This is a genomic window from Amycolatopsis sp. M39, assembly GCF_001651785.1.
Taxonomy (GTDB): domain Bacteria; phylum Actinomycetota; class Actinomycetes; order Mycobacteriales; family Pseudonocardiaceae; genus Amycolatopsis; species Amycolatopsis rubida.
Genome location: NZ_LWSF01000002.1, coordinates 671,390 through 696,602 on the forward strand (window position 1 = coordinate 671,390; position 25,213 = coordinate 696,602).

21 protein-coding genes are annotated in these 25,213 nt (G+C 68.1%); 7 read left to right on the plus strand and 14 right to left on the minus strand.

Annotated features, from left to right (window positions below):
* Positions 1-228 precede the first annotated feature (228 nt).
* The 6 genes from A4R44_RS07945 to A4R44_RS07960 form a co-directional block, all read right to left on the minus strand.
* Positions 229-501 carry a hypothetical protein gene (locus A4R44_RS07945; RefSeq protein WP_202506781.1) on the minus strand — a complete coding sequence of 91 codons (273 nt, stop codon included), beginning with the start codon at positions 499-501 and terminating at the stop codon, positions 229-231.
* Positions 502-614: 113 nt separating this feature from the next.
* The gene (locus tag A4R44_RS07950; protein ID WP_067577744.1) at positions 615-1,175 is read right to left on the minus strand and encodes a flavoprotein; all 561 of its coding nucleotides are present in this window, start codon (positions 1,173-1,175) and stop codon (positions 615-617) included.
* Between the two features lie 4 nt (positions 1,176-1,179).
* Complete coding sequence (locus tag A4R44_RS07955) at positions 1,180-2,418, minus strand: helix-turn-helix domain-containing protein (RefSeq protein ID WP_067577745.1); 1,239 nt, start codon at positions 2,416-2,418, stop codon at positions 1,180-1,182.
* A gap of 177 nt (positions 2,419-2,595) precedes the next feature.
* Positions 2,596-3,198 carry an RloB family protein gene (locus A4R44_RS45400; RefSeq protein ID WP_095213229.1) on the minus strand — a complete coding sequence of 201 codons (603 nt, stop codon included), beginning with the start codon at positions 3,196-3,198 and terminating at the stop codon, positions 2,596-2,598.
* A complete protein-coding gene (locus A4R44_RS45405; protein WP_095213230.1) occupies positions 3,199-4,530 on the minus strand; it encodes an ATP/GTP-binding protein in 1,332 nt (443 codons plus the stop codon).
* 1,039 nt (positions 4,531-5,569) lie between these two features.
* A complete protein-coding gene (locus A4R44_RS07960; RefSeq protein ID WP_067577747.1) occupies positions 5,570-6,466 on the minus strand; it encodes a Scr1 family TA system antitoxin-like transcriptional regulator in 897 nt (298 codons plus the stop codon).
* Positions 6,467-6,694: 228 nt separating this feature from the next.
* On the opposite strand from A4R44_RS07960, the gene edd reads away from it, so the two are divergent.
* Both edd and eda read left to right on the plus strand, forming a co-directional pair.
* Entirely contained in the window at positions 6,695-8,635 is a 1,941-nt protein-coding gene (gene edd / locus A4R44_RS07965) for a phosphogluconate dehydratase (RefSeq protein WP_067577749.1), read from the plus strand.
* A complete protein-coding gene (gene eda / locus A4R44_RS07970) occupies positions 8,632-9,255 on the plus strand; it encodes a bifunctional 4-hydroxy-2-oxoglutarate aldolase/2-dehydro-3-deoxy-phosphogluconate aldolase (protein ID WP_067577751.1) in 624 nt (207 codons plus the stop codon). Before edd ends, eda begins: the two co-directional genes overlap by 4 nt.
* 63 nt (positions 9,256-9,318) lie before the next feature.
* Here eda and A4R44_RS07975 read toward each other — a convergent pair whose 3' ends face one another.
* From A4R44_RS07975 to A4R44_RS07990, 4 genes are all read right to left on the minus strand, one after another.
* Positions 9,319-9,837: a regulatory protein RecX gene (locus A4R44_RS07975; protein ID WP_067578141.1), complete on the minus strand. Its 519-nt coding sequence runs from the start codon at positions 9,835-9,837 to the stop codon at positions 9,319-9,321.
* A gap of 494 nt (positions 9,838-10,331) precedes the next feature.
* Positions 10,332-11,375, minus strand: coding sequence for a recombinase RecA (gene recA / locus A4R44_RS07980; protein WP_067577753.1), 1,044 nt, complete (start codon positions 11,373-11,375; stop codon positions 10,332-10,334).
* Positions 11,376-11,625: 250 nt separating this feature from the next.
* Positions 11,626-11,820, minus strand: a complete 195-nt coding sequence (locus tag A4R44_RS07985; RefSeq protein WP_067577755.1) for a DUF3046 domain-containing protein — start codon at positions 11,818-11,820, stop codon at positions 11,626-11,628.
* A 35-nt stretch (positions 11,821-11,855) separates the two neighbouring features.
* Entirely contained in the window at positions 11,856-13,682 is a 1,827-nt protein-coding gene (locus A4R44_RS07990; protein WP_067577757.1) for an Hsp70 family protein, read from the minus strand.
* Positions 13,683-13,823: 141 nt separating this feature from the next.
* On the opposite strand from A4R44_RS07990, the gene A4R44_RS07995 reads away from it, so the two are divergent.
* From A4R44_RS07995 to def, 3 genes are all read left to right on the plus strand, one after another.
* Entirely contained in the window at positions 13,824-15,011 is a 1,188-nt protein-coding gene (locus A4R44_RS07995) for a hypothetical protein (RefSeq protein WP_067577759.1), read from the plus strand.
* Positions 15,012-15,093: 82 nt separating this feature from the next.
* On the plus strand, positions 15,094-19,752 hold the full coding sequence (locus tag A4R44_RS08000; RefSeq protein ID WP_232791540.1) for an ATP-dependent helicase: 4,659 nt from the start codon (positions 15,094-15,096) through the stop codon (positions 19,750-19,752).
* Between the two features lie 157 nt (positions 19,753-19,909).
* Positions 19,910-20,410, plus strand: coding sequence for a peptide deformylase (gene def, locus A4R44_RS08005; RefSeq protein ID WP_067577763.1), 501 nt, complete (start codon positions 19,910-19,912; stop codon positions 20,408-20,410).
* Here the strand turns inward: def and A4R44_RS08010 are convergent.
* The gene (locus A4R44_RS08010) at positions 20,343-21,113 is read right to left on the minus strand and encodes a GNAT family N-acetyltransferase (protein WP_232791526.1); all 771 of its coding nucleotides are present in this window, start codon (positions 21,111-21,113) and stop codon (positions 20,343-20,345) included. The two genes, def and A4R44_RS08010, sit on opposite strands and share 68 nt — an antisense overlap.
* 714 nt (positions 21,114-21,827) lie before the next feature.
* Here A4R44_RS08010 and A4R44_RS48870 point away from each other — a divergent pair.
* A complete protein-coding gene (locus A4R44_RS48870; protein ID WP_067577767.1) occupies positions 21,828-22,037 on the plus strand; it encodes a hypothetical protein in 210 nt (69 codons plus the stop codon).
* Between the two features lie 170 nt (positions 22,038-22,207).
* Here A4R44_RS48870 and A4R44_RS08020 read toward each other — a convergent pair whose 3' ends face one another.
* The 3 genes from A4R44_RS08020 to A4R44_RS50070 form a co-directional block, all read right to left on the minus strand.
* Positions 22,208-22,924, minus strand: a complete 717-nt coding sequence (locus A4R44_RS08020; protein ID WP_067577769.1) for a VOC family protein — start codon at positions 22,922-22,924, stop codon at positions 22,208-22,210.
* 186 nt (positions 22,925-23,110) lie between these two features.
* Positions 23,111-23,875: a maleylpyruvate isomerase family mycothiol-dependent enzyme gene (locus A4R44_RS08025; protein WP_067577770.1), complete on the minus strand. Its 765-nt coding sequence runs from the start codon at positions 23,873-23,875 to the stop codon at positions 23,111-23,113.
* On the minus strand, positions 23,865-24,416 hold the full coding sequence (locus A4R44_RS50070; RefSeq protein WP_067577771.1) for an SAV_6107 family HEPN domain-containing protein: 552 nt from the start codon (positions 24,414-24,416) through the stop codon (positions 23,865-23,867). Before A4R44_RS50070 ends, A4R44_RS08025 begins: the two co-directional genes overlap by 11 nt.
* A gap of 43 nt (positions 24,417-24,459) precedes the next feature.
* Between A4R44_RS50070 and A4R44_RS50075 the strand changes: the two genes are divergently transcribed.
* Complete coding sequence (locus tag A4R44_RS50075; protein WP_067577772.1) at positions 24,460-24,720, plus strand: hypothetical protein; 261 nt, start codon at positions 24,460-24,462, stop codon at positions 24,718-24,720.
* The last annotated feature ends 493 nt before the right edge of the window (positions 24,721-25,213 follow it).

Below are 25,213 nucleotides of genomic sequence, written 5' to 3' on the forward strand. Positions count from 1 at the left end.
TCTGCCTCGCCCGACGACGCTGCGACGTCCTCTACGCCATGCTCCGCACCGGCACCCACTACCGACACCCCGAACCCTCGATCATGCCCACCGCGGCTTGACAACCACATAAGGACACCCCCCCACCACCAGTCCCTGCGGGAACGCGTCGTCAAAGTCGATCGCAAACCGGTGTCCCTTTTCGATAGCCATGCTGAATTCCCTTTGCTGCTCTAGGTTTTTGTGCGCTCAGTCGCGCTCTTCCGGCCACTGGTCGCCGAGAGGGGAGGAGTAGGTGCGAGTGCGGTTCTGCGTCTCGCACCACTCGCCGAACTCGCCAGCGGCCGCTGAGAGACTCCGCGCAAATCGCGCGGTGTCCATCAAGCCGCCAATGCGAGCCGGTACCTGGATCACGATCGCGGTCTCATCGCCCCCGGCCACCAGCTGGCGAACCCCAGGGGAAGGCGACACGACGGCAGCGCCGTATCCGACGAGGGGCTGAATCACCACGTGAATGCCCATGTGCTCTCCCGATGTCTCGGCTTCCGCACGCCCGATTTGGCGCGCTGGGATCAGGAGACACCCGGGTAAGGCAGATCACCCGGACAAACTGTCCGGGTCCATTCGAGCAGGGGCTAGCGTCCGGACGGAACGGCCTTCTCGATCGCGTCGAGCATCGCCGACCAGGGCAAATCCCGACCGGGAGCGCTGCGCGGTTCGTGCAGCGGCCAGACGTCGTCACCGTAAAGCAGCTCGACGCCGACGCGCCGCAGGTTCTCGATATGCATCTCCCAGAACGGCTGACGCGCATGCGCCGCGTTCACGCGCGGGAAGACCACAACCGGCATGTTGCGCGTGCCGATGGCCTCGTTGACCTGCGTCAACGCCTGATTGTCCGCGATGCCCAGCGACATCTTCGCAACCACGTTCGCCGAGGCCGGCGCGACCAGATAGCAGTCCGGCGCAGGATGCGGACTGCGCTCCGACGGCGACCGCGGCTCGACCCGCACCGGGTAGCCCGTGGCCTCCTCGATCTCTGCCAGCGCGCCCGACTCGGCCAGCCAGCGCCCCGCCGTAGGCGTCAACGTCACCACGACCGTCCACCCCGCAGCCTGCGCAGGGCGGATCAGCTTCGGAAGCAGATCTTCCACCCCGCCGGCACCGGAACCGACCAGGCCGAGAACACGCGACGTCATCCGCCTACCTCACCGCGCCGCAGCGCTCAGCCAGCGCCAGCAGCGCCGAGGACTTCTTGCCCGCCGACGCCGGGGCACGCCGGTACATCGACCGCACGACCTCACGGACCATCGTGTTGTGCCGGACCACGGTCGGTGCCTTCGTCTCCGCTTCCAGCAACGCGTCGAGCGCTTCGTCGTCCTTCGCGACCAGGCTCAACGCCCGCGCAAAGTCGATCAGGTGCGTGACCTGGCGCTCCACCGGCAAGTGGTCGACGTTGATCTGGGGCGCGGACTCGATCACCTGCCCGACGTCGCCGAGATCCAGCGCCGCCGACAGCCGGTGCAGCTCGACGTTCGCCGGTCCGAACCCGGTCTGCCAGTAGTTCGCATCCACCCCGAGCTGATCAGCCGCCCGCCCCGCGTAGCCAAGCAGGTCATTCGCCGTCGACCGATCCTGATGCCGAGCCGCAGCCACCGCGGTCCGGAGATAGAGCATCCCGTAGAGGCTCAGCGCCGCCGGATCACCTTCGGCCATACGCGGCAGCAGCCACTTGGCCGCGACATCGCCCAGCTCCAGCGCGTCATCGAACCGGCCCACCGCCAGCAGCGCATGCGTCCCCGACCGCGCAGCCGACGCCAGCACCAGCGGATCATCCGCGTCATCAGCGGCCTGCATCGCACGTTCAGCCGCGATCCACGCGAGGTCAGCCTCGCCGATCTTGCTCAGCGTGGTCGCGGCCAGGTGGTGGACCCGGGCCGACACCGCCGCGCACGCCCGCTTGTACGTCGCGTCATCCGAGGAGGCGGCTTCCATCGCCTGGCTGGTCTTGATCAGCCCGGGCAGCGCCGCGACGACCCGGCCGAGTTCGCCGTTCTGGTAACTGGACCAGGCACCTTCCACCAGCTGTGCGACCGGCGCGGGGTCGATGTACTCCGGCGACATCGCCGAGGAAAACAAGGTCCGGGAGAGCCGACGCGGAGCCATCAGCGCATCCCGGATCGCCGGGACATCGTCGTTCTTCTCCTGGTCCTCCAGCAGGACCGGCTCACCGAGCAAGTCACCCAGCGTCACCCGCAGTGCCTGCGCGACCTCCGCCAGCACGTCCAACCGGCGGATATCCCGCTCACCGCGCTCGATCTTGCTCAACCAGTCCTCAGTGCGGCCCACCAGGTCAGCAAGCACCGCCTGCGACAACCCACGCCGCCGCCGATAGAAAGCGATTCGTTCGCCAATGCTGAGCTGGTCACCTGCACCGCGCATACGACCAGGCTAGCAGCCGGTGTTCAGCATTTCATCGACCATCAAGCACGCTCCGACAAGCCTCGCCTGAAATTCAGGATATACACGAACCTTAGCACCTCCCGCCTCAATAACGGAGATAGCAGCCAAAAGGGATTGCTTACCACCATTGCGCACACTCGCATCACCGGCAAACCATCACTGCTTTTCAAGCAGAAGAGAGACTAGGCCAACTACGCCAGTTCCAGGATTAGCGGGCATCTCCGATGAGGTGTTCTTCACGCGAACAATGGCAGCATTAGCCAAGGAGAAATCGAAATCTTGCGGAATCTTCTTGGAACGAATTCCATGCTTCCTAAGCTCCCTCCTTAGATATGTAGAATCCACATGCTTTTCACATGAGCAGAAGTGCCAAAGGAGCCATATCTCGAAGCATGGATTGCTGATCGCCAATTTGAATTTCTCGCGCTTAGCCGCAACAATAGCTTCACGCATCTTAGCATGCTGATCAACATCGAATACACACCAAACGGCATCGTACCCATCACGGTCACCAATAGAAGGCCCACCCTTAAGTTCTTCAATGGCTCGATTGACAATAGAGAGAGGGTTTCCACCACCCGCACCTTTTATCTTTACGTCAATTACATTGACGGCGCTCGCGCGCAGATAATCAGCGAGACCTTTGAAGTACTGAACTTCAGTTCTTTCACCTTCCGCAACAATGAGAATCCTCTTATTCTCACGTCTAGTCTGCCGCTTGCGTCGCAGGTCGACACTTCCGCGGGATCCCCCGCCCATCTAGCGAGCAGCCTTTTCTATGATGCTGCGCACTCGCTCGACGCCAAGCGATGGAATGGCCCCGTACCGACCCTCCAGGTAGCGTTTTTCAAAGTTGTCACCGTTGCGGAACTCAAATTCATGCAACGAGTAGAGCTGCGACGCTCCATCCCGATCCTTCTCTATAAACCAGATCTCGTCAGCACTCATCGAGTTTTCGGTCAACTTGCCAATAAGTGAAACATCGTGCGAAGTGAAGACAAGTTGAGCGCCAAGTTTATTGATTTCTTCATCCTTGAACATTCCAATCAAGGCAGACGAAAGAAGCGGATGTAAGCTTGCGTCAATTTCGTCCACGATCAGAGTGTCACCATTCTTCAAGCAGTGGATTGCTGGCACTCCGATTGTCAGCCAAGCAATTGTTCCAGAACTCTCCTGGTTAATCGAAAGAAACCCAGCCTCTCCCTCGCTAGAGGTTCCGTGAGAAAACTTAATTTCACGACTTATTTCACGAAGGAGAACCTCTAGATCCGGAGGATCAATCTGATCATCCATCCCATCATTTAGAGCTTCATACACCTTAATAATTCGCTTCTTCAAACTGTCGTCAATACTTGATTCTCGCAGTTCTATTCCAGAAATTCCGAGATCCGCCAAGCGCAGCAGAGACTCCGCTTCCATAAGAAGTTGCGGATCCTCGACAGCATGCATGATCCACTTAAGGCGAGAAGCCTTAGCATTCTCATTAAATGCGGCATAATAAGTGCGCTGAGTTATCGCATCAGCCAGCTTAGAAAGTAGTGGATGATTGGCATTGGCACCCACGGAAAGGTACAGCGCATTGCTCCGCACCATCTCCATTAGCAACTGATGGCGCCCCGGAAAGGTTCTTCCGAAGGTAAATTTCGGAGCCGTCAAACCTTTCCGGTGAAAAAGCGACCGAGGGCGTCCATGCGGATACGAACTCAACCACTCTTCATGAATACCTTTCGCATTAGACCTGAAGCCGTAGTTGTACCTGACATCATCAAAAACGAAGTCAACATCATATGTTGATGTACCCTTGGAAGAATTCTCATCCAAGAGGTATGGGTGAAATGGAAATCGAAGCCTATTACTTTTTCCACTCCAAGATGTCGCAGAGTTGGAAATCGCTTCAATCATAAACCCGATAGCATCAAGGATTGTTGATTTCCCAGATGCATTAGCTCCGTAAATCCCGGCAACCCTGGTCGTCGCCCGCTTCCAGTCCCCATCAGGGGGAGTTGCCCCTCGCAGGGCAGACGCGACCAAAGATAACTCGACAGGATCTCGCAAAGACTTATGATTCGCGGCCCTGAACCGTAACAACACTGCTAGCTCCCCGGCGGTTGACTACTTGCAGCCAAAGTGGTGATATCCGCAAACTCTGCCGATATCAGCCCTCTAACTGCATCTAGACTACAGAGTACACGTTCCCCGACCAGCGGCTTTCACTCGTCTGGAGTAATCGCTTTGCGTGCATAGGTGCCGAACTTGGCTCTATGGGATCAAGGCGCGCCACCTGCGGCGGCGCGCAACCGGTTACCTCCCGTACGACGAGGCTCGCCGTCGGCTAGGCGGGCCTCCGCTAGCGCTCCGGCCGGCCCGCCCGGCGAGCCCTCCGCGCCGCCTGCGGCGGGGTGCGCACCCCGCCGCAGGCGGCGCGGAGGGCCCCAGAGCCACGACAAGGCAGTCACAGCCTCAGCTCAGCCGCCCGCCTCCGGCGTCGAGCCGTCATCCTCGCGCCCGATGATCGAACGCCGCGCCACCGGCATCAAGGGCGCCTCCGGCGTCGCTTCGCGATGAGCTTCGCTCACCCTTGACCCCGGCACCGCCGCACTCAAGCTGGCAAGGGCGAGAACGACGGANAACGACGGATCAGACCGCCCGACGCCTCCCGCGGACCCCGGTTCGCCACTCTGAGTATTCAGCCGACAGGCACGGGTAGAGGCCGGTCCGCCAGGCCGCAAACGGGCTCAGACAGACCGGCCTCAGGACGTCTACAGGACGTCAGAGGTCCAAACCGGACCAGACTCAACCGGTCCCGACCGACCTGAAAACGCAGGCCAGAGCGTTATCCGGGTGAAGGTCCGCAGGTCAGGAAACCCGCTCGGCAGAAGTAGCAACATTTACCAGCGTGTTGCCTCCTGACCTCGGATTCGAGGCTCAATCAGGGGTCTCCGGAGGGGTTCCGAGCCGCCAGTCGCGCAGGTCAGGCCGCCAGTGCCGGTTCGATCTCCGGGCCGACCACGCTGCAGATCATCGCGGACGCTCGGTCGCGACTCGTATCCGTGAGTCGGATACGAGTCGCGCACTTCGCGGGCCAAGATGAGCAGAGCGTTGCCCGAAAATCACTAATTGTTACAGGCGTCTAGTCCGCCGGATCCTCACCCGCAAGAAGCCTTGCCAGCTCGGCATCGGTCGCCAGCCGCTGGGCTTTCACCTCCTTCGCGAACCCGGCCACCGCAGCCGACAATCGACCCAGCGAATCAGCTGGAGACAACGCGGATTCGGCCAGCCGCTCGACTGTTCCCGCGTACGGGGCGGCCTGCTGGCCGGTCAGGAAGACGCCGCCGAGATGGTGCGGGCAGAACACGACTTCCGAGGCGTCCCGCTGCCGGTACCAGCTGAACGCGTCCTCTGTCACGACTTGGCCGGGGACCACCCGGATCGTCACTGTTCGCGAGAACTCCGCCAGTTTCTTGAGGTACCGCACCTGCCGCAGCATCACCTCGGGATCGCCGAAATAGTTCCTCAGCGCCTCGGGCCCGATGAACATCTGCGCCCCGACCGCCTCCGCGCCGAACAGATTCCTGCTGCGGTCCAGGCGGTTCTCGACGATCTGCTCCAAAATGTCCTTGTCCCGCAGGCCAGGACCGGCCGCCAGCCGCGTGTAGTCGGGAATCTGCAGCAGATCCGGAATGAGCAGCGGAGCCCACACGGTCACCGACGTCGCGTCCTGTTCACGCTCGACCAGCATCGCGCACGCCTGCGATCCCGGGATGAACCAGCTCAACCCCGCCACACGGCGCGCCAGCGACATGATCCGCGCCTTCCGCTCCCCGACCACCCCGAGCGCGCCCAGCACACCCGCGACGTCCTCCGGCGTCGGAACCCGCTCGCCCCGCTCCCAGCTCGACAGCAACGCCGGATCCACGCCGACCCACCGGCTCAGCTCAGTCAGGTCGAAACTCGCCTCGATCCGGACGCTCCGCAACGCCGCACCCAAACCACGCTCCTGCGGAGTCGGCATCTTCGAATCTCGCATCAAGTGTCACCTCCGGCCGCGGATAGTGCCCGTCATCAACCGTTAACACCCATATATCGGCATCAGGCGCCGACACTGACTTCGGCGACTGGACCGACCCCAGCATCGTACCGGGTCTTCTGAATCGATTTTGTTTCCGGCGGGTTCTCAGGTTACCGTGTGCACCGTCACGTTCCCGCGACGCCAGCGCCGCCGTCTCGCGAACCCGTCACGAGCCGGGAGCTTGAGATGAGCAGCAGCCCGAACCCGACCGCCGCGGTGCACCGCGTGCTTGCCGACGTCACCGACCGGATCGCCGAGCGCAGTGCGGGCACGCGGGCGGCATACCTCGCCCGCAGCGCGGCCGCTTTCGAGGAGGGGCCGGTCCGCCGCGGCCTCGCTTGCAGCAACCTCGCGCACGGATTCGCCGCCATGGACGGCGTCGACAAGCAGGCGCTGCGTCAGCTGCGCGCGCCGGGGGTGGCCATCGTGTCCTCGTACAACGACATGCTCTCCGCGCACCAGCCGATGCAGGAATACCCGGCGTGGCTGAAGAAATCGGTTCGCGAAGCCGGCGGTGTCGCGCAGTTCGCGGGCGGGGTGCCTGCGATGTGCGACGGCATCACGCAGGGGCGTCCGGGCATGGAGTTGTCGCTGTTCAGCCGCGAAGTGATCGCGATGGCGACGGCGATCGCGTTGTCCCACGACATGTTCGACGCGGCGTTGCTGCTGGGCGTGTGCGACAAGATCGTGCCGGGGCTGTTGATCGGCGCTCTGTCGTTCGGGCATCTGCCCGCGGTGCTCGTGCCTGCCGGTCCGATGAATTCAGGCTTGCCGAACAAGGAAAAAGCCCGGGTGCGGCAGCTGTACGCGGAGGGGCTCGCGACGCGGGAGGACCTGCTCGACGCGGAAGCCGCGTCGTATCACTCAGCCGGCACGTGCACGTTCTACGGCACTGCCAACTCGAACCAGATGGTCGTCGAGGTGATGGGCCTGCACTTGCCGGGTGCGAGCTTTGTGCCGCCGAACACGCCGTTGCGCCAGGTGCTCACCGAAGAGGCTGGCCGACGCGTCGTCGAACTGTCCCGCGGCGAGGCGTACACGCCGATTTCGCAGGTGCTGGACGAAAAAGCGTTCGTGAACGGCATCGTGGCGCTGCTGGCCACCGGCGGGTCGACCAACCACACGATGCACCTGGTGGCGATCGCCGCGGCGGCCGGGATTCAGCTGAGCTGGGACGATTTCTCGGACCTGTCCGCGATCGTGCCGCTGCTGGCGCGCGTGTATCCGAACGGCAGCGCGGACATCAATCACTTCCACGCGGCGGGCGGCATCCAGTTCCTCGTCGGCACGCTGCTCGACGCGGGCTTGCTGCACGAGGACGTGCTCACCGTCGCGGGTCGCGGTCTGCGCCGGTACACGCAGGAGCCGATCTTGTCGGACGGCGAGCTGGTGTGGCGAGACGTGCCGACGCGCAGCCTTGACGAAGAGGTGCTGCGTCCGGCCTGGCGGCCGTTCGCGCCGGACGGTGGGCTGCGGATGGTGGAAGGCAACTTGGGTCGAGCGGTCACGAAGGTGTCGGCGGTCGCCCCGGAGCACCGCGTCGTAGAGGCACCGGCGCGGGTGTTCACGTCGCAGGACGCATTCCGGGTTGCCTTCGAGGCTGGGGAGCTGGATCGGGACGTGGTCGTGGTGCTGCGCCAGCAGGGTCCGCAGGCGAACGGCATGCCGGAACTGCACGGTCTGACGCCTGCGTTGGGAGTGTTGATGGACCGGGGGTTCCGGGTCGCGCTGCTCACCGACGGGCGGATGTCGGGTGCGTCGGGCAAGGTGCCGGCCGCGATTCAGGTGACGCCGGAGGCCGCGGTGGGCGGGCCGATCGCCCGGATCGCCGACGGCGACGTGGTCCGGTTCGACGCGCGGTCCGGATCGTTGGACGTGCTGATCGCGGACGACGAACTGGCGCGCCGGGATCTGACGGACGCCCCGCCCTCGGAAGCCGCGTGGAGCGGGACCGGGCGGGAGCTGTTCGGGGCGTTGCGGCGCGCGGTCGGCCCCGCTGACCAGGGCGCGAGCGTGTTCGGGGCGCTCACTCCGGAGCTGGACCTCGCCCGGGGCGTTCCGCCATTCGGAAGCGGGACAATGGGTGAGTCCTCGTACGCTCTCCAGACCCAGGAGGTCGGTCAGTGACCACCGGCACGGACCTGCTCGCTCTGTCCCCCGTGATGCCCGTCGTGGTGATCGACGACGTCGGCGACGCGGTGCCGACGGCCCGCGCCCTGCTCGCCGGCGGGATCGGGGTGATCGAGCTGACGCTGCGCACGCCGGTCGCGCTGGCCGCGATCGAGCGGGTGGCTGCGGACGTGCCGGACATCGTCGTGGGCGCCGGCACGGTGACGTCGCCGGAACAGGCGAAACAGGCCGCCGGCGCGGGCGCGAAGTTCCTGGTGACGCCGGGCTGCACGGACTCGGTGCTGGACGCCGCGTTCGCCACCGGACTGCCGTTCCTGCCGGGCGCGGCCACGGTGTCGGAAGCGATGCGGCTGGCCGAACGCGGGGTGAGCGCGCTGAAGTTCTTCCCGGCGGAGGCCAGCGGGGGCGCGGCGTTCCTGAAGTCGATCGCCGGACCGCTGCCGCAGCTGCAGTTCTGCCCGACCGGCGGGATCACGGCGTCGTCGGCCCCGTCGTACCTGGCGCTGCCGAACGTCGGCTGCATCGGCGGCTCGTGGCTGACGCCCGCGAAGCTGTTGGCGGCCAGGGACTTCGCCGCTGTCGAGAAGCTGGCTGCCGAAGCCGCCACGCTGCGCTGAGCCGTTCCGGACGCCCGTCGTCTCCACGCTGGAGACGGCGGGTTTCTTCGTGCCGCAGGGCGATCAGTCGACCGTCACGTCGTCCAGCATGCTGGATTCCGCGCCGAACTCGCTCAGTTCGTCGCGGATCACCGTGTACGCCAGTCCTTGCGGATAACCCTTGCGCGCGAGAAACCCGAGCAGCCGGCGGATCGCGGTCTGCTCGTCGACGTTCCCGAGCGACCTGAGCCGCTTGCGCACCAGCTCGCGCGCACGTTGTTCCTCGGCCTCCCGATCGACTTCCTCCGCCGCTTGCGCCGCGATCTCGTCGTCGACGCCCTTGCGCCGCAGTTCCGCGACGAGCGCTGTGCGCGACAGCCCTTGGTTGGCGTGCCGGTCGCGAACCCAGGCTTCGGCGAACTCGGCGTCGTTGACGAGACCGGCGCGGTCGAGCTTGCCGAGCAGGGTTTCGGCCGTCTCGCTGTCGAAACCTTTGCGCTGCAACGTCTGTCGCAGCTCCTCGACCGCCCTGGGCCGGGCGGCGAGGAGGTCGAAGCAGATCTCCTTGGCCTTCTTGGCCCGCTCCTCCGGAGGCAACTCCATCGGATCGACCTTCGGTGCCCTGGCCACGACCACACTCCCGTTCCCGATGCCGCCCTCGGACGACGGCACCTCCCTCTCGACGCCGATTTCCACCGGCACCGGCCATCGCTGGTCCAGCACCGGCACAAAGTCCTGCCGACCGAACCGCGGCCGGCGAAACCCGCCCGGCTCGGACCCGCCCGCATCGGCAATTCCGGCACCGGCCAACCCGTTCACCGCTTCACACCAGTCAGGCACACCGCGCCGGAGTCGGGCCCCGGCGGCGCCGACGTCCGCCTTGGCTGTCCGCTCCGCTCACGACTCGCACCGCGCCCAGCCGCCCGCACCAGCCGGAGGACCTGTCCTCGCGGGGCACCGGAGACCAACGCCTCCGGAACACCGCCGCACCCGGAGATCCCGTCGCGGCGAAACCGCGTGAGACTCATGCCTCGGCGGGCCCGGTGCCAGGCCCGAGCACCGGGGAGGGAACCTGCCGATCCCCTCCCCTCCCCGGATCAGAAGTCGACCGGCGCGGGCACTGTCTCGACTTCGGCGTCGACCTGCGGGCCGATGTTGAGCTTCTCCTTGATGCGCTTCTCGATCTCGTTGGCGATGTCCGGATTGTCGCGCAGGAACTTCCGCGCGTTCTCCTTGCCCTGGCCGAGCTGGTCGCCCTCGTACGTGTACCAGGCACCCGACTTGCGCAGAATGCCCTGTTCGACGCCCATGTCGATGAGCGAGCCCTCGCGGGAGACGCCCACGCCGTAGAGGATGTCGAACTCGGCCTGCTTGAAGGGCGGGGCCATCTTGTTCTTGACGACCTTGACCCGGGTGCGGTTGCCGACCGGCTCCCCGCCGTCCTTGAGCGTTTCGATGCGGCGCACGTCGAGCCGGACCGAGGCGTAGAACTTGAGCGCCTTGCCGCCGGTGGTGGTCTCCGGCGAGCCGAACATGACGCCGATCTTCTCGCGCAGCTGGTTGATGAAGATCGCGGTGGTGCCGGAGTTGTTCATCGCACCGGTCATCTTGCGCAGCGCCTGGCTCATCAGGCGAGCCTGGAGGCCGACGTGCGAGTCGCCCATCTCGCCCTCGATCTCGGCGCGCGGCACGAGCGCGGCCACGGAGTCGATGACCAGGATGTCGAGCGCGCCGGAGCGGATCAGCATGTCCGCGATCTCCAGCGCTTGCTCGCCGGTGTCCGGCTGGGAGACGAGCAGCGCGTCGGTGTCGACGCCGAGTTTCCTGGCGTACTCCGGGTCCAGCGCGTGCTCCGCGTCGATGAACGCCGCGATGCCGCCGTTGCGCTGCGCGTTGGCCACCGCGTGCAGGGCGACCGTGGTCTTGCCGGAGGACTCCGGGCCGTAGACCTCGATGACGCGGCCGCGGGGCAGGCCCCCGATGCCGAGCGCGACGTCGAGGGCGATCGCGCCGGTGGGGATCACGGAGACGGGCGGACGGTTGTCCTCGCCGAGGCGCATCACCGAGCCCTTGCCGTACTGCTTGTCGATCTGCGCAAGGGCGAGCTCGAGCGCCTTGTCCTTGTCGGGTGCTGCTGGCATGGAAGTCCACCTCGCTGGTTGGGGCCTGTGTTGTTCGGTTGTCCAGATCAAGCTTGTCCGGGGTCCAAGCTCTCTGTCCGGTCCGACGCTACGGGGAGGGACCGACAATTCCAGGCGCGGCGACTGATCTGTGGATCGCTGGCCCCGTTGTGCACAACACCATAGACGAACAGGTGTTCGAGGTTTACCGCGACACGCCCATCCGGCGCGGTTTTCGCCCGCTCCCGCGTCCGACGCCGGAACCCGCAGGTCAGCGCCGTTCCGGCGGCACCTCGAACTCGACGCAGACCGCTCGCCAGATCTCCTTGGCCGGAGTCCCCGAGTTCAGCGCTTCTTCGACCGTGCGCCCGCCGAGCCCGCTGAACACGTGGTCCTTGGCGAGCATCTCGGCGCGTCCGGACCCGAACTCCTCGGCCATCAGCCGTCGGAACACCGTGATACGCATCGGGCGAATGCTAGCTTTCCCGCCTCCGGCGGGGATCACTCCCCCGGCTGGACGTTCTGCTCGAAGTAGTCGGCCAGCGCGCCCGGCGTGGCCGCCTGCCCGCCGGAATTCACCTGATAGAGAAATCCGGCGAGGGGCCGGTCCTTCACGGTGAACACGAGGACCGCCGACGACTGCCCGGCCGCCGCCGCGTAGTGCCCTTCGAGCGCGTTGCCCTTCCAGTCCGCTTCGGTGCGGTCGCCGCCTGCGGAGGAGAGCAGTCCGTCTGTGTACTGCTTCAGCTCCGCTGCCGACTGTCCCTGCACGTACGTCACCTGCGTGCCCGCGCGCCCCGGCGCGGCACACGTCGACGCGGGCCCGAGACTCTTCGCCGGCGCGGCGGGGCCGTTGCCCATGCCGGGAGCACAGCCGCCGTTGTCAGCGACCTTGCCGGCGAGCTGACGCATGCAGCCGGTCAGTCCGGACGAGTCGGCTTGGCCCGGCGTACGGCACTCATCGGCGGTGTACGTCTTCACCGACGAACCCTGTGTTGTCAGGAACACTGTCAGCCCCGCAGCGAGCACGACCACCACAGCTGCCGCGATGCCGATCAACAGCTTGGTGCGGCTCTTCTTCTCCGGCTTAGCGGGCGTGTACGTCGGGAAGTTGGACGGCGCTGGCGAAGACTGGAACGGCGGCATCTGCTGTGGCTGCGTCGGTGAGTACGCTGGGTAGCCGCCCTGCGGCACAGCAGGCGGCGCGTACGGCGCACCTGACGCCACCTGGCCCTCGACGTTCTGCGTACGCATCGACAGTCCGTCTTTAGCGACGTGCTGTGCACCCAGCGCGACGGCCGTCTCAGGCTGGTCGAGACTCGTGGGGACGACGCCGAGCTTCTCCGCGATCATCGACCCGACCAGCGGCAGCCGGCTAGAACCGCCGACAAGGTAGATGCCGACGAGACGATCCGAGGTCAGCCCGGACGAACGCAAGGTCCGCGAAAGCAGCTCAACGCTGCGCAGCATTGCCGGACGCACCAAGCCTTCGAGCTCTCCGCGCGTAACGAGCACGTCCTTGAACGGCTCCGGCATCGGCACCTCGGTCTGCGGNCGAGACAGTGCCTCCTTCGCGGCCTTCACGTCTTCTTGCAGCGCGCGTCGCGTACGCCGGTCCGCAGTGGACTCGGGACGAAGCAGCCGCTGCCAGCGCTGCGGGTCCGAGTGCGACACCTCACGTCCTACGTGGACCATCAGCGCCTGGTCGACGTCGAGACCGCCGAGGTCGGGCAGACCGTCCTCGGCGAGCACTGTGTAGCCGTTCTGGTTCGCGCCGACGACTGCGACGTCGAACGTGCCCGCGCCCAGGTCGTACACCGCGAGAGCCTGCCCTGGAGCCAAGGCGCGCTCGGGAAACGACGCGAAGTGTGCCGCAGCCGCGACTGGTTCCGGCACGAGAACGATGTTTCCGCGGATACCGGCGAGCCGCGCCGCGCTCAGCAGCACGTTGCGGCGCACCGGACCCCACTGCGCGGGGTGGGTGAGCCGGACCTCGTCCGGCTGTTCGCCGCCGAGCTGGCGCGTGGTCTCGTCGAGCACCCGGCGCAGGATCGCGGCGAGCGCTTCGTTGACCGGCACGACGTCTGTGCCGAGCAGCAGCGTCTGCTCGTCGATGCGCCGTTTAGGGTTGGGCTCGAACCGTGTCGGGTCGAGCCGCGCACGACGTTCGGCGTCCCGGCCGACCATGAGCGTGCCGTCTTCCCCGGCGAACACCGCGGAGGGCATGTTGGCCGACCCGTCGACCTCTACGACGCGTGGCGGCCTGCCGTGCGCGGAAAGGACGGCAACGGTGTTGGACGTCCCGAGGTCCACCGACAGGATCCGCACAGTAATTTCCCCTCGACTCAAGCAGCGCTGGCGGAGATGCTGCCACGTGCCCGGTCACCGTGCGTGCGGACCCGCGAAACTCGCGACGCGCGCAACCCCGGGAAACAACGGAACGTCTCGTCTTCCGAGGACGGGGAGGCAATGACAGAGCTAGCGGACAAGACCAGCCGGGAACAGTTCGAGCAGGCAGCGGCGGACAGTCCGGTGCGCAGATGGAGCCGCTCCGGCTACGTGCGCGCGGCAGTGCTGTACCTCGTGGTGCGAGTGGCCGGCCTCGGCGCGCTCGCGGCCATGGCCGCACCCCGGGACCTGCCGCTCGGCGAACGACTGAAGTCCTGGGACGGCTGGTGGTACCTCCAGATCGCGGAGCACGGCTACACCGGCGTGAGCAATCCGCTCGACGCCGCCGGGCTGCCGTATCCCGACGCGTCGTACGGCTACTTCCCGTTGTATCCGGCACTGACCGGGCTGCTCGAGAAGCTGCCCGGGGTGACGTACTTCGGGGCGGGTCTCCTGCTGTCGACGCTCGCCGGAATCGCGGCGGCGACGGCGATGTACCGGATCGGCCGGCTCGTCCACAGCCAGCGGGCGGGGTTGCTGCTCGCGGTGCTGTGGGGCGCCGCGCCGATGGCGATCGCCGAGAGCATGGTGATGACCGAGGCGCTCTTCACCGCGCTCGCCGCGTGGGCGCTGGTCGGCGTTCTCGAACGCAGGTGGTATCTCGCCGCGACCGCGACGCTGTTCGCCGGGCTCACCCGGTCCACCGCGTGCGTGCTGGTCGCCGTCGTGGTGATCGCAGCGGCCATCGATGTGTGGCGGAACAGACAGCGGCGGAACGCACTCGTGTGCGTCTTCGTCGCGCCGCTCGGTCTGCTCGGGTACTGGATGTTCGTCGCGGTGCAGACCGGCAGCGTGACCGGCTGGCAGGACGTCGAGCTTCGCGGCTGGAACACGCGTTTCGACGCCGGGGCCGAAGCCTGGCAGTGGATCACGCAGACGCTTTTCACCTCGGGCAACGCGTGGGAAACGCTCGTCGTGCTGGTGATGGTCGCGGCGATCGCGCTCGCGGTTATCTGCGTCACCGGCCGCCGGATGCCGTGGCCGCTGGCCGCGTACGCGGTGGGCGTCCTGGTGCTGGTCCTGTGCAGTGCCGGGCTGCCTGCCCTGAAGTCGAGGTTCGTCCTCCCCGGCTTCGCGCTCCTGCTGCCCGTCGCGATGGGGCTGGCCGGTCGCAAGAAGTCCACGATGATCGCTGCGGCGACCGTGTTCGTGCTGGCCGGGGCCTGGTATTCGGCCTATTCGCTGACCGTGTGGAAGTACGCGATCTAAGCCGATCGCCTCACCCACACGAGGGGATCCGGCACGGAGTCCGCCGCCAAGGCCCCGGAAATTGTCGGGGGTGCCGCGCATGATGGATCCCGTGGCAAACGACGTCCTCGACCTCTTCTCCCCGGCGACCAGCACCTGGTTCGCCGGAGCCTTCGCCGCCCCGACGGCCGCGCAGGAAGGGGCCTGGCGGGCCGCACACGCCGGGCAGCACGCCCTGGTCGTGGCGCCCACCGGGTCCGGCAAGACGCTGTCCGCGTTCCTGTGGGCGCTGGACCGGCTGGCGGCGGAACCGCCGCCGGCGAACCCGCGCGAGCGGTGCCGGATCCTGTACGTCTCCCCGCTGAAGGCGCTGGCGGTCGACGTGCAGCGCAACCTGCGCGCGCCGCTGGCGGGCATCTCCCAGGCCGCGCACCGGCTGGGCCTGCCCGCGCCGGAGATCGAGGTCGGCATGCGCACCGGCGACACCACGGCGGCGGAGCGCCGGTCGTTCGGGAAAACCCCGCCGGACGTGCTGGTCACTACGCCGGAGTCGCTGTTTCTCATCCTCACGTCCTCGGCGCGGGAATCGCTGAAGGGCGTCGAGACGGTCATCGTCGACGAGGTGCACGCCGTCGCGGGCGGCAAACGCGGCGCGCACCTGGCGTTGTCGCTGGAACGGCTTGACGCGCTGCTGCCCAAACCGGCCCAGCGCATCGGGCTGTCGGCCACCGTGCGGCCGGTCGACGAGGTGAGCGCGTTCCTCGCCGGCGGCCGTCCGGTCACCGTCGTGCAGCCGAAGCTGGCGAAGACGATCCAGGTGCGGGTGGAGGTGCCCGTCGAGGACATGGCGAACCTCGACGGCCCGGCGCCCTCGCCGATGGAGCGGCTCGACGACCTCACGTCGCTGTCGCAGCTGCCGTCGGAGGGCGGGATCGGCACCCAGGAAGAGGTGGCCGGCGCGGCGGTGCGGCGGCCGTCGATCTGGCCCGCGGTCGAGGAACGGGTGCTGGAGCTGATCCGTGCGCACCGCTCCACCATCGTGTTCGGCAACTCGCGGCGGCTCACCGAACGGCTCACCGCGCGGCTCAACGAACTCGCGTCCGAGCAGACCGGTCTGTCTCGGAGCGACACCTTCCCAGCCGAGGCGGTCGGGCAGTCCGGCGTCACGACGGGTGCGGAGCCGGTGATCGCGCGGGCGCACCACGGGTCGATGTCCCGCGAGCAGCGCACCCATGTCGAGGAGGAGCTGAAGTCCGGGCGGCTGCCGTGCGTGGTGGCCACGTCGTCGCTCGAACTCGGCATCGACATGGGCGCGGTGGATCTGGTCGTGCAGATCGAGGCTCCGCCGACGGTGGCGTCCGGGCTGCAGCGCGTCGGCCGGGCCGGGCACCAGGTCGGCGCGGTGTCCTCCGGTGTGATGTTCCCGAAGTTCCGCGGCGATCTGGTGTCGTGCGCGGTGGTCGCGGAACGGATGGCGACCGGGGCGATCGAGGCGGTGCGGTACCCGCGCAACCCGCTCGACGTGCTGGCCCAGCACGTCGTCGCGATGGTGGCGCTCGAACCGTGGACGGTGCCGGAGCTGGCCGCGCTCGTCCGGCGGGCGGCTCCGTTCAGCTCGCTCCCGGACGACGCGCTGCACGCGGTGCTCGACATGCTCGCCGGCCGCTACCCGAGCGAGGAGTTCGGCGAGCTGCGGGCGCGGATCACGTGGGACCGGGTCGGCGGCGAACTGCGCGGACGACCGGGTTCGCAGCGGCTGGCCGTCACGTCCGGCGGCACCATCCCCGATCGCGGGCTGTTCACCGTGATGACGCCGGGCGACGAGGGCAAACCCGGCTCGCGCGTGGGCGAGTTCGACGAGGAGATGGTGTACGAATCGCGGGTCGGCGACACGATCCTGCTCGGCACCTCGTCGTGGCGGATCACCGACATCACCCATGACCGGGTGATCGTCGTGCCCGCCCCGGGCCAGCCCGCCCGGATGCCGTTCTGGAAGGGCGACGCCGCCGGACGGCCGCTGGAACTGGGGCGGGCGCTCGGCGCGTTCGTCCGCGAACTGTCCACTTCGGACACCGCGACGGCGCGGGACCGGGCCGCCGCGGCCGGGCTCGACCAGCGCGCCTGCGACAACCTGCTGGCATATCTGGAAGAACAGAAGTCGGCGACCCGGCACGTGCCCAACGACCGCGTCGTCCTGCTCGAACGCTACCGCGACGAACTGGGCGACTGGCGGATCGTGCTGCACTCGCCGTTCGGCGCGCAGGTGAACGCTCCGTGGGCGCTCGCGATCGCCGCGCGGCTGCGGGAAAACCGCGGCGTCGACGCCCAGGTGGCGCACTCCGACGACGGCATCGTGCTGCGGCTGCCCGACGCACTCGATGCCGACGGCGGCGAGGTCGCCGTCACCGCCGACGACGTCCTGCTGGATCCGGAGGAGGTCGAACAGCTGATCGTGGCGGAGGTCGGCGGCTCGGCGGTCTTCGCGGCGCGGTTCCGGGAGTGCGCGGCACGCTCGCTGCTGCTGCCGCGCCGGGATCCGCGGCGGCGCACCCCGTTGTGGCAGCAACGGCAACGGGCGTCGCAACTGTTGTCGGTGGCGGCGAAGTACGAGCGGTTCCCGGTCGTGCTGGAGGCCATGCGCGAGGTTCTGCAGGACGTCTACGACGTCGGCGGCCTGCGGGAGCTGATGTCGGACGTCCGGGCGCGCAAGGTGCGGCTGGTCGAGGTGGAGACGCCTGCCGCGTCGCCGTTCGCCCGAAGCCTGTTGTTCGGTTACGTCGGGATGTTCCTGTACGAGACGGACGCTCCGCTGGCCGAGCGGCGAGCGGCGGCGCTGTCGCTGGACTCCGCGCTGCTGGCCGAATTGCTGGGCACGGAAGCGATTCGCGAGCTGCTCGATCCGGAGGCCGTGGCCGAGGTCGAACGGTCGCTGCAGCGGCTCGATCCAGATCGGCACGCCCGGTCCGCGGAGGACGCGGCCGACCTGCTGCGGTTCCTCGGCGATCTGTCCGTCACGGAAGCCGCGGAACGCGGGATTCAACCGGAATGGCTGGAAGAACTCGCCTCGGCACGGCGTGCGATCCAGGTGCGCATCGGCGGCGAGGAGCGGTATCTGGCCATCGAGGATGCCGGACGGGTACGGGACGCGCTGGGCGTCGCGCTTCCGGTCGGCGTGCCCGAGGCGTTCACCGAGCCGGTTGCGGATCCGCTGGGCGACCTCCTCGGCCGCTACGCGCGGACCCGCGGTCCGTTCTCCGCGACCGCCGCGGCGGATCGGTTCGGGCTGGGTTCAGCGGTCGTCACCGGCGTACTCGACCGGCTCACCGGGGAAGGCAGGCTGGTCCGCGGCGAGCTGAGTCCGGTCGGGCATCCGGAAACCCATGGCGTGGGCGTCGAATACTGCGACTCGGCCGTGCTGCGGCGGTTGCGGCGCGCGTCGCTCGCCCGGCTGCGGGCAGAGGTCGAGCCCGTGGAACCGGCGGCGCTGGGCCGGTTCTTGCCTTCGTGGCACGGGATCGGCGCACGACTGCGGTCCGCGCCGACGGCCGACGACGTGCTGTCGGTGGTCGAACAGCTTGCCGGTGCGCCGTTGCCGGCGAGCGCGGTGGAGTCGCTGATCCTGCCGAGCCGATTGCCGGGCTACTCCCCCGCGCTGCTCGACGAACTCACCACCGCGGGCGAGGTCACGTGGGCAGGCTGCGGTTCCCTCTCCGGCGGGGACGGATGGCTGGCACTCGCTCCGTCCGACGTCGCGGATCTGCTGCTGCCCGAGGTCGAGGAGAATCCGCCGGCGAGTCCGCTGCACGACGCGATCGTGACGGCGCTGGAAGGCGGAGCGTTGTTCTTCCGCCAGCTCGTCGACCGGGTCACGCCGGTGCTGGAGCAACCGCCGGACGACGGTGCCGTGGTGGCCGCGCTGTGGGATCTGGTGTGGGCCGGACTGGTCACCGGCGACACGCTCGCGCCGCTGCGGGCACAGGTCGCGGGACACGGCGCACACAAACCGCGGCGGCAAGCGCCACGCGGCCGATACGCCCGCATGCGCGCCGGCCGTCCGGCGATGCCGTCGCGCACCGGGCCGCCGACCGCAGCCGGTCGTTGGGCGCTGACCCCGCCTCGCGAAGCCGACCCGACACGACGCGCGCATGCCCGCACTGAGGCATTCCTGGAACGGCACGGCGTCCTCACCCGAGGCGCACTCGACACCGAACGGGTCACCGGCGGGTTTTCCGGGATCTACAAGGTGTTGCGCGGCATGGAAGACACTGGACAGGTCATCCGCGGCTATGTCGTCGAAGGTCTCGGTGCCGCACAGTTCGCTGCGAAGGGCGCGGTCGACCGGCTGCGTGCCCTCTCCAGCACCGCGCCCGCATCAGCGGCCCGAAACGACAACGCGCGTGCCGTAGTGCTCGCCGCCGCGGATCCAGCACAGCCGTACGGCGCGGCTCTGTCCTGGCCTGCCGCGACAGGCGACACGAAACACCGCCCGGCGCGCAAAGCCGGAGCACTGGCGGTGCTGGTCGACGGAATCCCAGCCCTGTACGTCGAACGCGGCGGCCGCTCATTGCTGAGCTTCACCGAGGAACGCAGTTCGCTGCAAGCCGCCGCGGCCGCGTTGTCGACCGCTGTCCGAGAAGGCTGGCTGGGCCAGTTGGCCGTTCAGCGCGCGGACGGAGAGCACGCGCTGACCTCTGAACTGGCCGAGATCCTGCAAGAAGCCGGCTTCCGCGCGACTCCGAAGGGACTCCGGTTGAGAGCTTGACGCTGCCGGGGCGGCGGCTCGGCCGAGTCACGAACGCGAGCGCGTCCGGTCGGCTCCGCCGGGCGGCAAGCGGGGTGCTCGGTGGACCCGCGTCGGGGAAGCAGGTGATGTCACTAGACTTCTCGTGGCCCCTCGGTGGACAAAAGGACGTTCGATCATGGCGATGCGCGAGTTGCGCTACTTCGGTGACCCGGTGCTCAAATCCGTGTGCGACCCGGTGACCACGTTCGACAGCAAGATCGAGGCGCTGGTGAAGGACCTCCTCGACAGCGTGCGGCCGGAGGGCCGGGCGGGGCTCGCCGCGCCGCAGATCGGGGTCGGGCTGCGGGTGTTCAGCTACGACGTCGGCGGGCTGACCGGGTACGTCATCAACCCGGAGATCGCCCACCTCTCCGAGGAAACGCACGAAATCGGCGAGGGCTGCCTGTCCGTGCCGGAACTGTGGTTCCCGACGGTCCGCGCGAAGCACGCCGTGGTGCGCGGCGTCGACCTGCGCAACGAGCCGATCGAGGTCGAGGGCGTCGACGTGCTGGCCCAGTGTCTCCAGCACGAAACCGACCACCTCGACGGCAAGCTCTACCTCGACCGGCTCACTCCCGACCGGAAGAAGCAGGCGCTGCGCGAGGCGCGGGGCAAAGACTGGTTCTGGAACCGCTGACCGTCCGCGGCGTCCGGGCGGCGACGAGCCGAAGCACCGTGGCGTCGTCCGGGCTGGTTTCGACCTGCAGTCCGGCGCGAACAGCAGTCCGGACCATGGCGCTGTTGCCCGGAAGGCAGACCGCGGTCAGTTCCGTGGTCCCGCCAGCCTCGGCGAGGGCAGCCAGCCGAGCGAGCAACGCCGTGCCGATTCCCTGGCGCTGCCAGGCATCCTCGACGAGAAGCGATACCTCGGCCGTGCCGTCGCGCTGGGAAATCAACTGCCCGAACCCGATCACGTCCCGGCCGCACACCGCGAGCAGACTGGTTCCGCGCGGTGGCATGAGCAAGCGGTGCAGCCATTTCCGGGGAACCGTGCGCAACCCAGTGTGGTAGCGGTTGAACAACGTCTTCGCCGAACAGCGAAGATGCACCGCGCTGATCGCGTCCATGTCCCGCGGAGTACCGAGCCGCAGAACGACCGCCGTCCCGTCCGGACGGTCGAGTACTGCCGGACCGGCCAGGTTCTGCTCCGCCGCGGCGAGCAGTTCCAGGAAGGCCGAGGCCTGGGCGAGCTCGGGTTCAGCGAATGCCACCCATCGCCGCCGGGCGACGAACGCCTGCCCTTCCCCGAAGGGGAAAACCGCCCGGTGCCCGCCTTCGGTGCGCCCTGGGTTGGCCTCGCTTGCCGGGACGAGCGTCACGAGGTCAGCGGACAGCACCATCCGCACCATCGGAGCCCGGCAATCCGGATCAACAATCGCCCGCCGAGCGGCGACGAGCGCTGTCGCGGCCGAGTCGCGAAGTCCGCCGACGGTGGTTTCGGCAACCGCCTCTCGCGCGACGGCATCGGCAGGTGCTGCCGAGACCGCCCTAGCATCGGCTTTGGCGACCGTCTTTCCCTCGGCGATGGAGGAAGTTGCTGCCAGAGCGGACAATTCCCGAATGTCAGCGCCGATGCACAACTCACCCGCGACAGGAAGCGCAGCGGTCGCCGGAACCCGGCGTTCTCCGGCACGAAGTCCAGGAGCAGCCTTCCGGCCGGAGGTTGTCGCTGCTGAAGGAGCACGGAGTTCGTGCTCGGGAGCCGCAGCGGACATCTCCCCGCTGGTGGGGGACGCAGGCGCGGCCGGAGCATCACGTTGCCCGGCATCAGCTCCGGAAGTTGCCTCCCGATCAACGACCGCCGGAGCATCGGGTAGCCGCGAAAAGGGCTCGCCGCGTGTGACCGGGGCAGGGAGTTTCCTGATATCAGCGGTTGTCGGCCGGTCAGGGGTGGAGGTTTCCGGGACTGGGGTCAGCAGTTCCCGGGCGGCGGCCTCGGCGATCGGCTCCTCGATGGCGAGCGTGGCGACAGCTGGCACGCGGACGTCCGGGATGGCGGTTTCGGTCATCCCCAGGCAATCGCCGCCTTCGTCGCGAAGGGCGTCAATCAGGAGGTGCTGGGGCAACCCGGCTGCTGGGCGCAGTACGAATTCGTCCAGGACACCGCCGGGAACGGGGTGTCTGGTCAGGCCGAGGATGCTGCATTCGAGGTCGGCCAGCCGGATGGCGAAGCGGGCCAGGGTGCCGGGGTGGTCGTCGGAGCGGACGCGTACTCGCCAGGCTCGGGCCGGTGGGAGGTTCTCGTGGGGGTGACGTGGGGTTGACAGGTGCGCCTGCTCGTCGGAAATGGCGTTCGCGAGGAAGCTGCGGGGTGTGGTGGGCATGTCCATGGACGTACCGTCGCCGACGTACGTAACCGGGGGCGTCCCGTGGTGTTTCGGGTGTGTCAGAGGGTGGCCGGAAATGTGTGATCTGCGGGAAACAGTGGCGCGGGTCAGCGTGGGAACAGGAGACGGAATTCGTTGTCTTCCGGGTCGGTGAAGTCGGCCTGAAAGGCGTTCGGCTGAGTGGTGCCGATCAGGCGGGCACCGGCGGCTTGGATGCGGGCGGTTTCGGCGGGGTGGTCGCCGTACAGGTCGAGGCGGAGGCGGTTTTCGCCGTGTTTCGGGGTGTTCACGCGCAGGAATTCGAGGGTGGGGCCGCGGCCGGTGGGGTTGCGCAGGGTGGTGATGGCGGGTTCGTCCGCGGTGATCGGCCATGCGGTGAGCGGGGACCAGAAGCGGGCCAGGCGCGCTGGGGCCTGTGCGTCGACGACGATCGCTGCTACGGCACCGGAATTGGCATATTCCTCGCGGGGTTCGAGCACGCAGAACTCGTTGTCTTCGGGGTCGGCCAGAACGATCCATGGCACGTTGTGCTGACCGATGTCGATCGGGCGTGCGCCTAAGGAAACGGCTCGGGCGACTGTTTCGCGCTGGTTCTCGCCGGAGGTGCTCGACAGGTCCAGGTGGAGCCGGTTTTTGGTGATCTTCGGGCGAGCGGTCGCGGCGAAGGCCAGGGTGAGGTCGCAGCCGTCGGCGGGCGGGGGCTGGACGGTGGCCTCGTCTGGGGATTCCGTGGCGAATTGCCAGCCTAGGAGGTCGGACCAGAAGCGGGCCAGGCGCGCTGGTTGTCCGGCGGCGGTGACCAAGTTGGCCAGACGTGGTGCCATGTCGCCACGGTAGCGGGCAGGACCGACAAAACGGCGGGTCACAGTAGCGCCGCGAGCTGTGGGATCGGGGGCAAAAACTGTGCCGGCAAGCGCGGGGGTATCGCGCTTGCCGGCACAGCCGGATCGCCACGGCGGTCTGGAAACAGCGTAGAACCGGGAAGCTTCCCCGCTTTCGGTTCTCGAACGCTATCTAGTCGCCAGTCGCAGCAGGGCCCAGGTTTGGGCGGACAGCTCGTGGTCTCCGTCGGTGTGGACCATCGTCACCGGGACTCTTCCCCAGAGCCAGAGGTACACGTTCGCGGGCGAGCCGGTGACGATCGCGTCCGCGGCGTCGGCTTCTCGGGGAGAGCAGCGCCAGGCCTCGGTCTCGCCGGGGCCCGCTCTCGCGATCCAGCTGTGGCCGCCGGTGTGGAAACCCACTGTGCCGTTTCGGGTTCCCGAGATGCCCATGGTGGTGAGCTTGTGTCCGAAGTAGAGGGTGAGAGCCTCGTCGACGCCGTCGGCGGCCAGGTCGTCGGGCACTGTCGAATCGCCGAATCCGGCCGCGTTTTCGGCGTCCACTCGGTGCACGAGGGTTTCGTGGAGCATGCGACGGCGCCAGAAACCGTGGGTCGGATCGGCGGACCACCAGGTGGCGGCGCGGGTGGCCGGGTCGTGGTCGGCCAATGCGACTTCGAGTTCGGTGCGGGCCGCGGCGTAGAAGTCGACCACTGGCTGGCCGGGAAGGGGCTCGCGCCACGGTTCGGGGCGGCGGCCTTCGCGGATCCAGCCGAGCACCTGCCAGTACACGGAGCCGACGTGTTTGAGCAGCTCGTTCAATGTCCAGCCGGGGGCGGTGGGCACCGGCGAATCGGGTGACGCCGAGTGCGCCACCTCCCCCAGCGATCGCGCCTCCGCGGAGAACGCTGCGAGCAGCCGGCCGTGGTCGACCGTGCCGAGTTCACGCGACATGAGCTTCCCCGGTCATCGGCAGGCCGTGCACGACTCGGCGGACCAGTTCGAGGAACTGAGCGGTCGCCTGCAGCAGGCCCGCGGCCAGTTCGGCGGTGACGCGACCGCTGATGCCCGCTTCGGCGGCGGCCCGGGTTTCCGAGTGGTCGGCGAAGAACGCTGACCACTCGCGCAGTTCGGGAGCGACGGCGTCGAGCAGCACCCAGCCGCTGGCCGGACGGCCCCGGCCCCGGCGCGGACGGCCTCGGACGGCGAGCACCGCCCCGGCGCCGCGCAGGGCGGCGAGGTAGGCGCCGATGAAGCGTTCGGCTGGGTCGCGTTCGTTTTCCGCGTGGTCGAGTCCGCGGTTGGCCTGGGCGAGGAGGGTGACCGCCTCGGGAGGGGCCGGCGGGCGCAGGGACAGCGGAAGTTGCGGCTGGCCCTTGGCGCCGGAGCGGCGGGCGGGCGGTTCGGCGGAGGGCCGGACCGCGGCTCGGGTGCGGTGGACGACCTGCCTCGGGGGCGGGGCGCTGGGCAGGGGGCCTGCGGGGACGCGGTGCACGGCTGGCCTGGGGGCTGGGGTGCGTTCGGGCTGGGGTGCCGGGGTGGCCGCCGCGGTGGAGGTGTTTTCCGACGTGAAGGGCAGCGCGGGGTTGGTCACCGGAGTGGCGGGCTGGGCGGGATTGACTGCCGAAGCGGCGGGCCGGGCGGGCCGGGCCGCCGAGGTAGCGGGCTGGGCGGGCTGGGTCGCCGAAGCGGCGGGCTGGGCGGGCCGGGTCGCCAAAGTAGCGGGCTGGGCGGGCCGAGCCGCCGAAGTAGCGGGCTGGGCGGGCCGAGCCGCCAAAGCGGCGGGCAGCGCGGGCTGAGCCGCCGAAGTGGAGAACGCCGACTCGGACGACGAACCGAGGCCGGCCTCCACATCAGCAAGCTGAGCAGAGCCAGCCGCCGGAGAGATGCTTTCCAGAGCAAGCGACAGTCCTTGGCCAGTTTCCGAAGCACCGGACCGGGCAGAGTCAGCCGCCGAAGCAGCATCGTTCTTCGGCTCGGGCCACAGGTCGAGGCCGGGCTGGGCAGCCCCAGTCACCGGGGCGGCAGAGACAGCTCCCGAACCTGACGATTGAGCGGCAATGCCCTCGGAAACGCCAGCAGCACCCTCCGCGGAAGCGGCAGCCGGCCGTTCCACCGGCGCGCCGAACGTCAGCTGTTCGCCCACCGCGCCAGGTCGGTGTGCCTCGGCGGCACGGTCCGCGGGGGACACGACCGAGACGGACATGGCGACCCTCCTCCTGCTCGGGTGGGCCCGGCCGGGGCCCGAGGTGCTTCCCCCACCCCGGGACCGGCCGGTGCGCTCCCACCGGG